The sequence below is a fragment of the Rhizobium sp. P1_E6 genome (genome assembly GCF_056405875.1).
The window spans coordinates 97,233-109,588 of the sequence record NZ_JBFUBG010000012.1; the positions used below are offsets into that span (position 1 = coordinate 97,233).

Below are 12,356 nucleotides of genomic sequence, written 5' to 3' on the forward strand. Positions count from 1 at the left end.
GCCGGCAACGCTAGAGTGAATGGCGTTGCCGGAAATGCTGCTGCAGAAAGCCCTGGCCCTTGAGAAAACTCCATGTTCGCGGTGCGCCGACAAGAGGACCTTCGTCGTTCAGGATATCACTCAGCGGTGACGTAAACAGTTCTGCAGCCTCGTTATGGTCAGGCGCGTGACGGGCGCCTTCGAGGATATCGGCGGCGATGGAGCGGCTGACCGTCAGCAGGAAGAGTTCCGGGTGGCAGAAGACGGGATCGTAGGCGAGGCCGATGGCGAAGGATTCGGGGCGCTGGAGATCAGTGACGGCGATCTCCTCGGCGATTTCGCGGGCCGCTTCGTCGAAGAGGTCGATGTTTTCACCGGTCGCGGGCTCGGCATAGCCGCCGACGAAATAGAGTGCACCGGGGTTCTGCTCGGCCGTGAGGCTGCGTTTCGTGACGATGACGCGCTGGTCTGCCGTTACCACAAGCGCGGTCAGGCCAAGCGGATCGGCGCGCTCGGCCTGCGGATACTCGTCCGCAAAACCCGGATGGCGGGTCTCAACATAGGCGGAAAAGGACGTGCTCGCCGCGTTTATCATCAGCCTGCCACCTTCGATGCGATGGGCGGCAAGGCGCAACAAGGTGCCATCAAAGGCGGCGGGATGGCGAGCAAGGAAGCTCTCCCAACCTGCCTTCCGCCTGGCCTCCAGCGCATCGGAAAGCTGGAAACTTCCTGAAAGCCGGCATTCGATATGGTCAACGGGGATGCTGAATGCTTCATCTGCAAATATCATGCGCGCATTGCCTCTCTCAGCAATTCGATGGTCTCGTTAAGGGATGGTCCCTGGATCGGCGGCGGCTCGGCGCGCTCGCAGAATTCCCGCCAGATGAAGAAGGTCAATTCCGCGCCGTCGGTCAGGGTTTCGCCCGTGCCTTCGGCAAAGGTCTGAAGCAGACGGTAGCGCTCGTCCTGCCAGAAGAGCGATTCCACCCAGTCATAAACGGGAATGATGTGGAAATGGATCGGATAGCCCGGCGTGTGGCCGTAGCGTCCGATATAGACGCGCTTTGCGCCGAGCATCGTACCAAGGGCCGTCTGCGCCTTCGCGAGCAACGGGCCGAGTTCGCCAAGCGCTTCAGCCGATAGCTCGGAGAGGTCATTGGTGAAGCTTCGGGAACTGACCACGAGATAGCCGGGCAGGGCGGAATTGATGCGATGGTTCACCAGCCAGCCAGGCGTTTCGGATACATGGAATTGCGGGGGGATTTCCAAGGACTGTTTCTCCATCGCGTGGGGCAGCCGCACGGATTCGCACTGTGGCCGACGATGACATGCTTCGACAAGGGCAAGGGGACGTGACTTTCGCCTGTTGTCGAGGCAGATTGCGGACGCATCGGGGGACATGTTTTTGACTGATATTGCATGCGCCATCTTCTGGCGGGAAGGCCGGGTTCTGCTGGTCCGGCGGGCAGGGCACAAGGCGCGCTTTCCGGATTGCTGGGATCTGGTCGGCGGCCATGTTGAGCCCGGAGAGAGCGCCGAAGCCGCAATGATACGCGAGGCAAAAGAGGAGATCGGGTTGACGCCGGTGCGATTTGGCAAAGTCGCCGAACACCGCGAGCAGGATACCATCTTTCATCTCTTTCTGGTGAGCGAATGGCAGGGCGGAGAGCCTGCATTGCTCGGCGATGAACATACGGCGATGCAATGGATCACCCCTGATGAAGCTGCGGCCCTTTACGATATGGGGCACCCGCAATGGTGTTCGATCTTCGACGGGCTTCAGGACTAGCCTGACAGGGACATCTGCATGAGGATGGTGCGTTCATCGCCATGATAGCGATCGCCAACCGCGGTGAAGCCGAGCTTGGCGTAAAACGGTTCGGCCGTCACAGAGGATTGGACGAGCAAGACGGAAAGCCCGGCGGAACGCGCGGCGTTCTCGATTTCCTGAAGCAGTCGCTTGCCGACGCCGCAGCCTTGCATGTCCGGAGCAATGAAGACGGTTCGCACATAACCTGCTTCCAGACTGGCCRTGCCGACGACAGTGCCGGACACGAGTGCGACGTAGACCCTGCGGTTTTCCAGAAAGGCTTCGATCGCAGGTGGGGCAAAGTTCTTCTCAAGGCGGGTAATGATCTCGGGCGAGTAGTCGCTTGCGTTGGACTCCCGCAAGGCACTCACGATTATCAGGCTTATCACTTCGGCATCGCCGCACTCCGCCTCTCTTATGCCGATATCCATAACCATCGCCCAAAACTCAAGACATATTGTTTTCACTATATTTTGCATGCGGACCGGATCCCCCGTGAATCCGGTCCGCATTCCTTACATGCTCGTTGCCATGTTCCAGTTGTAAACGCAGCGATCAAGGCCGATGGCGATTTCGAGCACGAGGACGTCGTGCTCCATGGCCGGTCCCTTCTTCGGCTGCGTCCTGTAGCGCTCCGGAAAGTCCGTGCGGCGCGAGATCGAGCAGACTTCCATCCACTTGTCGCCGTTATCGACTTCCACATCGACTGTCGTCTGCGAATAGGCCGGCAGCCGGTCGGAGGGCACGATGCGGGTCGGCAGCGGGATGAGCGCGGCGATCATACGGCGCACCGGTTCAAGGACAGCGGCGTGATAGTCGTTGCCGCTGTCGGCCGTATAGGCGCACTGGAATTCCAGCTGCCAGAACTCCTTCAGGCGCATATGCCTGGACGGCTGTTCCTGCTCGCGGCGATAGGATCGGCCAGCCTGCCAGACGCAGAGCGGCAGGCGCGTTCTCGAATGATTGCCGAGAATGTGCTGCATGTAGACGTAAGTCGACGGCGTCGTTTCCGGCCTCAGCACAAGCGGTGCGTCGGTTTCGGCGAGTTGCTCCTGCACCCAGATATCGGCATTGGTATAAGCGTCCGAGACGAGGGCGCGCGGCGTCAGCGCCGGGGCCTCGATCCGTCTGATATCCCAGGCCGGATTTGCTGACCGGAGGAAGCCTCGCACCTCCTCGGAGAAGAAGCGAACCATATGGTCGCGCATGTTGATTTCACGCTCTTCCCAGTGGACGAGCGAATTGACATTGAAAAGATTGAGCACGGTGCCTGTCTCCCTGGCAGCCCGAGAGCATTTCCGTTTTCTTCGAAACACAGAAAGGCTCTATCTGTTTTTTCGCGCAATTCCGGACGCAAAACCGCTGCTTTGCTGGAATTGCTCTTTGGCGGAGGGCTTTACGTCCAGCAGTTCGCCGGACACCTGGGGCATCCGGACGTCACGACTGGACGCGGAGACCTCGTCCGCCAAAAGCGCGCAGAACGGCAACCTGCAGGCAGGTGCGGTCAAGACGGGAGATGGGCGCGCTGTTGGAGCTCATGCCAGACTTCGTACTTGCGGGGCGGGCGCTTGTCAAACGGCTCGCATGCGTGCCGCATACGCGCTGCCGGATTGCGCATTGCACAGACCAGCATATCGAGACATGTTCGTGGGATGACAGATTTGCAGCTGGAAAACATTCTCGGGGAGTTATCCGAACGTGAACCGATCTTCCATAGACGGAAGTTCGGGACGACGCGGGCTGACCTCGAGCGCATGATCGATGATGCATTCTCGGAGATCGGCGCAAGTGGAAAGATCTACCACCGCGCCTATGTGATCGAGACGCTGCTGGAACGCTACAATAAGGAACCGGAGCAGCACGACTGGCCATGCCGCGATTTCAGCATTAAGCAGCTGGCGGCTGAACTCTACCTGCTCTCCTACATACTGGAAGAGCCCTGGCGCGTGACGCGCCGTTCGACCATCTGGCGCCGGACGGATGAAGGCTGGAAGATCGTCTTCCATCAGGGCACGCCGACGAGTTAGTGCCGTGCGTCTTTCTCAGCATCAGTTTTACTGAAGCCTTCGATCAGCGCTTTGGATTTGACTGGCGGGTGTCCCGACGTCAATCTTCCGATCGCTTCGGGGGGAACGGAAATGAGCGAACATCATGCGGGTGGATGCCTGTGCGGCGCTGTACGGTTTGAAGCGCGGGAGAAGCCCGATGTCGTGGTCGGCTGCCATTGCTCGCAGTGCCGGAGGCAGACGGGGCTTTATTATGCGGCGGCCGACGTGCCGGTTTCGGCCGTCACTATTACCGGCGAGGAAAACTTGCGCTGGTATCAGTCGAGCGATGAGGCCAGGCGCGGGTTCTGCTCGCAATGCGGCTCTGCGCTGTTCTGGCAGGGGCTCGGCCGGCCGGTCATTTCCATCCTGGCCGGCGCTTTCGACGAACCGAGCGGACTCCGCTTCGGCTATCATATCTTCTGCGCCGACAAGAGCGATTTCTACGAGATCCCTGATGGCGTTCCGCAATATGCAGGACGCCCATAAAGCGCCGCGCGTCCATTCGGACGCACAAGGGACGCTCTAATCTACGCATCAGGTCGCACGTCGGTCCACTCGTGGTTGAACGTGAGGGTCGATACCGAAAGGACCTTTCCGCCCTCGTCTCGCACCGTGACCGAAATTGTCGCGCGATCCGTCGTTGGCAGCTCGTCGCCTGCGACTCCCACCAAGATCTTCGCCACTTCGTGCACAATGTCGCTACGCCTGCCGATTTCCAGGCCATGGTCATCCCGTAGCGGACCGTCGCCATTGCGGAGATCAAAGTAATATCGGCTCATCGAAGGCTCCCTATATTTTGATAGGCTTAAAGCCTTGCATTGAAAAATGTTCCCTTCGCACAAATTCCATCGGATCATGAACCGATCCGAACGGGAATCTGATGATTGAAGCTCTTCTGCTGAATCTTCGAAGCCGCGATGTTCTGACTGCGGAAGAGAGCACCCGGTTGCGCGAAATAATTGTCAACGGCCGCTCCTTCATGCCTGGTGAAGACATCGTCGTTGAGGGGTCGCGTCCGGGTTACAGTACGTTGATGATCGAAGGCCTGTCTGCCCGCTACAAGGACATGACCGATGGCTCACGGCAGATCACCGCGTTGCAGGTGCCGGGTGATTTCGTCGACCTGCACGCCTTCCTGCTGAAGAAGCTCGATCATGGCATCGTCGCCTTGTCACCTTGCCGTGTCGCATTCGCTGATCATTCCGACTTGAAGAAAATTTCCGAAACCATGCCGCATCTGGCGCGGCTGTTGTGGTTGAATACGATCATCGACGCCGCCATCAATCGCGAGTGGATTTCCTCGATGGGGCGACGATCGAAGCGGGCTCATATCGCGCACCTGATTTGCGAATTGTATGTCCGCTTGCGAACGGTGGAGCAAGTTGACAACTGGTCGTTTCGATTTCCGCTGACCCAGGCCGAACTTGCGGATGCGATGGGAATTTCACTTGTCCACGTCAACAAGACTCTCCAGATGTTGAAACGCGAAGACGTCTTCACCTGGGAAAACCGGATACTGAGAATCATCAACTGGGATCGCCTGCAGGAGATTGCGGAATTCGATGACACATATTTGAGCTTGAGAGTGGAGCCGCGGTAGCGCCCGAACATGCTGCCGCTGGGTCAAACCTGCCCGCCTTTCCGCAACATGCGGGTCAAGTTTAAACCTTCACGAAGCGATAGGCGCTGTCCCTGCGCTCGGCATAACCGACACCGGGATAGGACCAGTGATAGCCGAGCAGCTTGATCTTTTCCGAAGCGGCGCGGTCGAGCAGCATACGGCGGTTTTTCAGTGCTGTTTCCGGATCGGTGTCGAAGCCGAAGTGCCAGCCCGGATGTTCGAAGAAGATCACGTCATTGGTGCAGGCGTCACCCGTGATGAGGAGACTGCCGTCGCCGGCAAGCTCGAAGGAAATGTGGCCCGGCGTATGGCCTGATGTTTCGATCACCTGCATTCCGGGCAGGATTTCCTGGCCGGCCTTGACGAGGGTGAGCCTATCCTTGACCGCGAATAGATCGCGTTGCGCGCCGCGGGCGAAACCATGAAGAGCTGATGGCATATGGGTTTCGTAGTCCTTGTCGGTCCAGAAATTCCATTCGGTCTCGCTGACGAAATACTGCGCGTTCGGATAGAGCAGCTTGCCATCGGCCGTGGTCGTCGCGCCTGAATGATCGGGATGGGCGTGGGTGAAGATCACCTTGGTGATTGCCTCGGGCTCGATATCCAGCGTCTTGAGGTTGGCGGCAAGCTTGCCCGCACTTGGCTGAAAATTCGTACCCGAGCCGTTGTCGATGAGGATCAGGTCGCTGCCGTGACGAATGAGCGGGATATTGGCCTGCACCGAGGCGCCTGCCGCATCGCCGCCGAGCCGCGCCAGGATCGACTGGCGTTCCTCCGGCGTGGCATCGGGGAGCAGGACTTCGGCGGGCAGGGTGATGAAACCGTCGCTGACGACGGTGATATCGAAGGCGCCATGCGTGACGCGATGAAACTCTGCCGCATAAGTGGCACGCGGCAAGGAGAGCGCCGCAGCACCGGCAAGGGCGCCGGCCAGCAGTTCGCGACGCGTGGCCCGCAGGCCGAGATCATCCGGATTGCTCATCTCTCGTCTCCCGTTTTTCACCGTGAAGAGACAATAGCAGACAAGCTGTGGGATTTCGCGATTAAAATTCAATATTATCAATGATTTACATTGATTTTCAGATCTTTACAGCGCTGTATCCCACAGCCATTCCTTGACGAGAGCGCGGCCCGCCTCTTTCTGCGCAGGACCGAATTTTGCGGCATCCTCACGCAGCGTCACGATATCGATCCTGGCGCCTGCCAGTTCGGCAGCATGGCCGACCAGCCAGCGTCCGAAACGCTGGCCGTGTAGCGGCGATCTTATCCGGTTTGTCGATGCTGACAAACTGATATCGAGATGAAAAAGGCGCGTGCGGGGAAGCCTTTCAAAACAAAAAAAAGGCGCGCCGCAAGGGCGCGCCTTCCATTGGTCGTCAGTAGAAAAACTCAGCCCTTGATGAAGGCCAAAAGATCCGGGTTGATGACTTCAGGATGCGTGGTGCACATGCCGTGCGGGAAGCCGGGATAGGTCTTCAGCGTGCCGTGCTTCAGCAGCTTGGCGGACAGCGGCGCGGAGTCGGTATAAGGCACGATCTGGTCGTCATCGCCATGCATGACGAGAACGGGAACCGTGATCTTCTGGAGGTCGTCGGTGAAGTCGGTTTCCGAGAAGGCCTTGATGCAATCGTAATGGGCCTTGGCGCCGCCCATCATGCCCTGACGCCACCAGTTTTCGATGACACCCTGGCTGACCTTGGCGCCCGGACGGTTGAAGCCGTAGAAGGGGCCGGTCGGGATATCGAGGAAGAACTGCGCGCGGTTGGCGACGAGGGCAGTGCGGAAGCCATCGAAGACTTCGAGCGGCAGGCCGCCGGGGTTCTTCTCCGACTTGACCATAACCGGCGGCACAGCGCCGATGATCACGGCCTTGGCGACACGGCCTTCCCTAGCGCGGGCGACATAGTGGACGACTTCGCCACCGCCGGTCGAGTGGCCGATATGGACGGCATTCTTGAGGTCGAGGTGATCGGTCAGCGCGGCGACATCGGCCGCATAGGTGTCCATCTCGTTGCCTTCGAAGGTCTGGGTGGAGCGGCCGTGGCCGCGGCGATCATGGGCGATGACGCGGAAACCCTTTTCGAGGAAAAACATCATCTGCGCGTCCCAATCGTCGGCGCTGAGCGGCCAGCCGTGGTGGAAGACGATAGGCTGGGCGTCTTTGGAGCCCCAATCCTTGTAGAAGATCTCAGTTCCGTCCGTGGTCTTGATGAAAGGCATGGTCTGGCTCCGATTTTCTGGTGATATTGAACTGGTTGCGGCAAGCGTGGCTTTCGGCAGGGCAATGGCCGCGATGGCGGCGCCTCCTGCCAGAAGAACGTCCCGCCGTGTGGCATCTGCCGTCAGAGCAATGCTGCGCTCATTCATGCTTGCCTCCGTTTGGCATGCTTGCCTCCTTGCGGGCTTCTCAGCGCCTCTTCGACGAGGACAAGCTGACTCACTTCAGCCAGCGATACGAGTTAACCGTCGTAAATTGATGCAAAGCTATAATGACGGCAATGCGCCATAAGACGTACTAACCTCATGAAGACAGTATGTTATCCGCAAGCTTTTTCCTGTCGAAGCCACGAGGGCCTCCCGTGCGCCGAATTGCTCACGACCATCATCGCAGATTGCGCCAGATGGCCGGCCGGTTCGCCCTGAAGGACCTGGCCTCCTTCTTCCAATGCTCGAAGTGCCCGCCCTCCCGCAGTCTGGCTGCCGCGTCTCGACCGACCATCTTTTCGACCGCTGTCTCGTCGCCCATGTGTTCCAGAACCTCTGAAACCATATCCAGCAGGGCGGCATAATCGCTGGTGCCGTAGACTGCGCAGAGCAACTTGAGCCGGCTATTGCCGCCGGCAAGCTCGCGGGCGGATTGTTCGGCAAGATCTTCGGATGAATAGGAAAGCGGCGCAAACCAATAGGCGAGGTAGGCCACGTCTCTCAAATGCGGTCCCGGGCCTGCCAGATCGAAATCGATGATCGCCACCGGGAGACCATCTCGAAAGATCATGTTGTAGGGTGCGAAATCATTGTGGCAGATCACGTCGTTGCGTTCGGCAAGAGGGTAGGTGTAAGCCCAATTACCGTCCGGAGCGAAGTCCCGGATTCTGGTCGCATCATGCAGATTCCGCAGCATTTGGGCGGCTTCGATCAGGGCGGCGGTATTTGTCCAGAGCGTCTGCGGGATTGTCGCGGTGCCGGACATGTAAGAGAGGATTTCTCTTCCCTGATCGTCAATACCCAGGAAACGAGGCGCATCAGCAAAACCCCGGCGTTCCAGTTGCTCCAGCAGCCGATGCACATTCCGGCTATTCGGGCTTATCGAACGGCGTACCGTATCGCCAACCCTGACGACGCCGGCATTGATATTGCCGCCTGCGAGCGGCGTTTCGTCATCTGATGTCGGCATCGTCGCTCCCCGGTGGCCCCCAGGTTATCATCATGAAGACTGCACGTTATCCGCAAGCTTTTTCCTGTCGAAGCCACGGAAGCTGCCGTGCGCCAGGGGAGCGAGCGTGGCTGCGAGATAGGCGATGCCGGTGAGAAGCATTGCGGCGGACAGGCCCCAGGCATCGACCAACGCGCCGCCGACGAGGCCACCGAAGGGAATGAGCGCCCAGCAGAGGGCGGCATTCAGCGAGGTGACGCGGCCCATCAGCGGCTTCGGAATGCGCTCGAATAGGACTGACGTGATGATGGGATTGAGGAAGCCGGAGGCGAAACCGCCGATCGCGAGGATTGCGAAAATCAGGGCGAGGGGCGAATCCATCGCAAAGACGAAAAAGCGTGGAAAGCCAGTGAGCAGAAAGGCCACCGTGTAAACGAGAAGGCGTGGCATCCGCTCGCCGATCAGGGCCGCCATAGCTGCGCCGATCATGGACGCAGCGGAGAAGACGGCGAACAAGGTGCCGAGCAGGGCGGCGCCGTGGCCGGAATGCTGGGTCCAGACCGGCAGTAGTACGGCGTAATAGGCCTGATCGAGCAGGTTGGTTGTCGCCACCATCAGCACGATCGCTACGAGCACCGCATCACGGCGCATGAAGTGCCAACCTTCCGCCAGTTCTCGACCGTAGGCGGAGATGCCAGCAGCTTCAGCTTTCGGGGCATGGCGCACAGCTGGAATGCCGATCGCGACGACCAGTGCGGCAGCGGCGAAGGTGAGGGCGTTGACGGCAAGCGCCTGGCTCGGCCCGACAAGCGCAATCAGTGCGCCGGCGCCGGCTGCTCCTGCGGTCGATGCCAGGCGCTCGATCGCGCCGACGACACCGGTCACGCGCTCCAGCGGCACGGAGGCGAGTTCCGCGATGTCGGGAACCATGGATTGCTTGGCGGCATCCGATGGGCCGCGCAGCACGCCCATGGCAAAGACGATCGGCAGCAGGATCGGCATGGTGAGCAGGTCGAGGAGATGCAGCAGCGGCACGAGACCGACCGCGATCACCGAGGCGCTGTCGCAGATGATGGCGATGCGCTTGGGGCCGAGGCGGTCGATCAAGGGGCCGCCAAGAGCCTTGGCGACGACATAGGGCAGCATCTCCATCATGGCGACGAGACCGGTCAGTACGGGGCTGCCCGTCGTGCTCAACACCAGCCAAGGGATGGCGACGCCGGAGAGCCGTGTGCCCGAAATCGAAAGCGTTTCGGCAATGGCGAGCGCGATGAAAGGCTTGCGTCGGCTCATCGCTCGTTCTCTTCCTCGCCGTGCGGCACGCGGCCCGGATAGGGAAAGGCGTGCAGCAGCACCATGAAGGGCACCATATCAGGCGGCAACGGTTCTCCGAGGGGCGGGGCCTCGCTCATTGCTTCCATGACGATATCGCTCAGCCGCTTCGTCAGCGCCTCGGCCTTTTCTGAGGTCAGGGGAATGACGATGTCGCTTGCGGTGCTCGCCTTGCGCCATGCGAGCGGCAGTTCGGCATATTCCTCGACCGCCTTCTGCATCAGGCTGACCTGCAGGGAGAGGATCGCCTGCGTGAAGGCGACGTCCATGTCGAAGGCCTCGCCTTCGGTTTCGACCGCAGGCACCGAAGTGAGCTCGTGGCTTGCGCGCCACCAGCGGTCGCGGCGGGATGGTCCCGGCGCATCCTCGATGAAGCCGTATTGGGCGAGCTGGCGCAGATGATAGCTCGTCGCGCCGCTGTTGAGGCCGAGGCGTGTGGCGAGTTGGGTTGCGGTGGCGGGACCGTCGATGCGGAGCATGCCGAGCATGCGCAGGCGCACGGGATGGGCGAGCGCCTTGAGGGCGGTGACATCGGGGACGACGCGGCTGACGTTGCGGGATGTCGCTGACGTTGATGTAGGGACGGGCGCTTTCATAAAAACAGCCTACCATCGCAAACGATTCTTTGCAAAGATTCCTTTGCAAATAGTAATGCTGCTGTATCTCCGTCCAGCGACTTTTAATCTGTCGGCGCCATGCCCTTGCGGCGTTCGACCACGGCCTTGAGCAGCGCATGGGCAGGGAGAAGTGGCGAAGCCTGGCTGTCGCCGAGGATCAGCAGACCGGCCGCAGCCCCTTGCGGGGCAATGTCCAGATGCCGGCCGGGGATCATGGCGACGGGTTTGCCCGATTTCAGGAAGGCGCTGAGGGTGCGGGCAATGCCGTTATTGCCGGCGCTCCAGAGCGCACCGGCAAAACCGATGCAGAAGGCGGCGTCGAAATCCTCGACGACGATCTGGTCGAGGCGAAGCGTATCGGCGAGATCGTCGCGCGCCGAGCGATCGGTGAGGAAACGGCGGGTGGACGGGTCCGGATGGGTGGTCCGGCGCAGTTCGTCCGTCAGGTTGGGAAAGCCGCCTGATGGTGTGGCAAGCACCACCTCTGCCGGCGCATCCTTGAAAAGGTAATAGGCCGGCGCAATGTTGATGATCCTGACTTCGCTGTCGGCCCCATCCGCGGCAAGAACGATCAGAAAGCGGATGGGCAGTTGACCGTCCATTGGCATGCTCCTCTTGATGCGATCATGCATGGAGGTCGGGAAGCAGACGAGTTGAGAGTTGTAAATCGGTGTAAAGGCCTCAGCCGGCGGCGTCCGAGAAGTGGGCCGGTTCATGGCCGAGGGCTTCGAGATCGACGCGGATGCGCCGCTCCCAGCCGCGGGCGCCATCCTGCCTTGCGGCATGGAGCGCCGCCTCAAGGGTGGCTGATGCAGCATCCAGCGCTTCCGGGCCTTGTCCCTTCTCGGTGACAAGCGCCTTGATGCGCAGAAGCTCGGGCAGGCACCAGCGTTCGCCTGATGCGTCGCAATGGGCGAGCGCTATATCGATGACGCCATGGGCTTCCGCATGCTGGCCGATATTGGAAAGCGCCTGGGCTTCCACCGACTGGAAGAAGGTGCGGAAGAGGTTGAAGCCGGCATGCCGCAGAATGTCCATCGCCGGGCGCAGCTTTGCGAGGCATAGCCTATATTCGCCGGCCCGCAGGTGGAGTTCCGCCTCGAAGCATTCGGCATAGGTATGCCAGACATCGAGTGATAGCGCCTTGGTATGGTCGCGCAGCAGCTGGATGGCCGCGGCCGCTTCGCCGTTATCGCCCGACAGAAGCGTGAGCGGGCAGACGGCTTCGGCAAGCAGATTGCTGATCGAATGGTTGTGGCCGATATCGCTAGCGTAACGCATGGTTTCTTCGACCTCGCGCATAGCAGCGTCCTCGTCGCCCAGCATCCAGAGGCATCGGGCCAGAATGATGCGCGCCGTTACACGCTGGTCGAACTGGAAGCGCACGGAATGGCGGGCCTGCGGCACGTGCTCATATTCCGCCAGCATCGCCAGAAGCTCGCTGCGGGCCTCGGCATGGCGACCAAGCCAGTGGAGTGTCGCGGCCCTCATGCGCCTGCCGATGATGATGTCGGTGGGGTCGGAAGAAGAGGGTGCGAGTGCTGCGAAACGCTCCGTCAGTTCCAGGCCCTGACGC

Annotated in this window: 16 protein-coding genes and 1 pseudogene; 4 read left to right on the forward strand and 13 right to left on the reverse strand. The window is 60.3% G+C overall.

From position 1 onward, the window contains the following. Positions 1-10 precede the first annotated feature (10 nt). Together AC1D35_RS09440 and AC1D35_RS09445 are read right to left on the reverse strand one after the other, a co-directional pair. A complete protein-coding gene (locus AC1D35_RS09440) occupies positions 11-769 on the reverse strand; it encodes an NUDIX hydrolase (RefSeq protein ID WP_477855309.1) in 759 nt (252 codons plus the stop codon). Beyond that, entirely contained in the window at positions 766-1,248 is a 483-nt protein-coding gene (locus tag AC1D35_RS09445) for an HIT family protein (protein ID WP_113301094.1), read from the reverse strand. The genes AC1D35_RS09440 and AC1D35_RS09445 overlap by 4 nt, the downstream gene beginning before the upstream one ends. 136 nt (positions 1,249-1,384) lie before the next feature. On the opposite strand from AC1D35_RS09445, the gene AC1D35_RS09450 reads away from it, so the two are divergent. Then, positions 1,385-1,768, forward strand: coding sequence for an NUDIX hydrolase (locus AC1D35_RS09450; RefSeq protein WP_162748454.1), 384 nt, complete (start codon positions 1,385-1,387; stop codon positions 1,766-1,768). Here AC1D35_RS09450 and AC1D35_RS09455 read toward each other — a convergent pair. Continuing rightward, positions 1,765-2,220, reverse strand: a complete 456-nt coding sequence (locus AC1D35_RS09455; RefSeq protein WP_477938541.1) for a GNAT family N-acetyltransferase — start codon at positions 2,218-2,220, stop codon at positions 1,765-1,767. The genes AC1D35_RS09450 and AC1D35_RS09455 overlap by 4 nt on opposite strands. Before the next feature lie 84 nt (positions 2,221-2,304). Then, on the reverse strand, positions 2,305-3,054 hold the full coding sequence (locus tag AC1D35_RS09460; protein WP_113308327.1) for an aminoacyl--tRNA ligase-related protein: 750 nt from the start codon (positions 3,052-3,054) through the stop codon (positions 2,305-2,307). A 387-nt stretch (positions 3,055-3,441) separates the two neighbouring features. On the opposite strand from AC1D35_RS09460, the gene AC1D35_RS09465 reads away from it, so the two are divergent. Continuing rightward, positions 3,442-3,816, forward strand: a complete 375-nt coding sequence (locus AC1D35_RS09465; RefSeq protein WP_113308326.1) for a DUF4440 domain-containing protein — start codon at positions 3,442-3,444, stop codon at positions 3,814-3,816. A 111-nt stretch (positions 3,817-3,927) separates the two neighbouring features. After that, complete coding sequence (locus tag AC1D35_RS09470; protein WP_113308325.1) at positions 3,928-4,323, forward strand: GFA family protein; 396 nt, start codon at positions 3,928-3,930, stop codon at positions 4,321-4,323. 41 nt (positions 4,324-4,364) lie between these two features. On the opposite strand, the gene AC1D35_RS09475 is transcribed toward AC1D35_RS09470, so the two are convergent. Then, the gene (locus AC1D35_RS09475) at positions 4,365-4,616 is read right to left on the reverse strand and encodes a DUF6894 family protein (protein WP_113301100.1); all 252 of its coding nucleotides are present in this window, start codon (positions 4,614-4,616) and stop codon (positions 4,365-4,367) included. A 101-nt stretch (positions 4,617-4,717) separates the two neighbouring features. On the opposite strand from AC1D35_RS09475, the gene AC1D35_RS09480 reads away from it, so the two are divergent. After that, positions 4,718-5,437, forward strand: a complete 720-nt coding sequence (locus tag AC1D35_RS09480; RefSeq protein WP_113301101.1) for a Crp/Fnr family transcriptional regulator — start codon at positions 4,718-4,720, stop codon at positions 5,435-5,437. A gap of 61 nt (positions 5,438-5,498) precedes the next feature. On the opposite strand, the gene AC1D35_RS09485 is transcribed toward AC1D35_RS09480, so the two are convergent. From AC1D35_RS09485 to AC1D35_RS09520, 8 genes and pseudogenes are all read right to left on the reverse strand, one after another. After that, the gene (locus tag AC1D35_RS09485; protein WP_113308324.1) at positions 5,499-6,440 is read right to left on the reverse strand and encodes an MBL fold metallo-hydrolase; all 942 of its coding nucleotides are present in this window, start codon (positions 6,438-6,440) and stop codon (positions 5,499-5,501) included. 105 nt (positions 6,441-6,545) lie between these two features. Further along, positions 6,546-6,746, reverse strand: a complete 201-nt coding sequence (locus tag AC1D35_RS09490) for a type 1 glutamine amidotransferase family protein (protein ID WP_113308323.1) — start codon at positions 6,744-6,746, stop codon at positions 6,546-6,548. 101 nt (positions 6,747-6,847) lie between these two features. Further along, positions 6,848-7,678, reverse strand: a complete 831-nt coding sequence (locus tag AC1D35_RS09495) for an alpha/beta fold hydrolase (protein ID WP_162748457.1) — start codon at positions 7,676-7,678, stop codon at positions 6,848-6,850. Positions 7,679-8,060: 382 nt separating this feature from the next. Next, a complete protein-coding gene (locus AC1D35_RS09500; protein ID WP_113308321.1) occupies positions 8,061-8,852 on the reverse strand; it encodes an aminoglycoside phosphotransferase family protein in 792 nt (263 codons plus the stop codon). Between the two features lie 30 nt (positions 8,853-8,882). Continuing rightward, a complete protein-coding gene (locus AC1D35_RS09505) occupies positions 8,883-10,124 on the reverse strand; it encodes an MFS transporter (RefSeq protein WP_477938542.1) in 1,242 nt (413 codons plus the stop codon). Then, positions 10,121-10,759, reverse strand: coding sequence for a winged helix-turn-helix domain-containing protein (locus AC1D35_RS09510; protein ID WP_113308319.1), 639 nt, complete (start codon positions 10,757-10,759; stop codon positions 10,121-10,123). The genes AC1D35_RS09505 and AC1D35_RS09510 overlap by 4 nt, the downstream gene beginning before the upstream one ends. Positions 10,760-10,842: 83 nt before the next feature. Then, on the reverse strand, positions 10,843-11,382 hold the full coding sequence (locus AC1D35_RS09515) for a type 1 glutamine amidotransferase family protein (RefSeq protein WP_113308318.1): 540 nt from the start codon (positions 11,380-11,382) through the stop codon (positions 10,843-10,845). Positions 11,383-11,461: 79 nt separating this feature from the next. After that, positions 11,462-12,356: pseudogene (locus AC1D35_RS09520) on the reverse strand (transcriptional regulator); the annotation flags it as partial.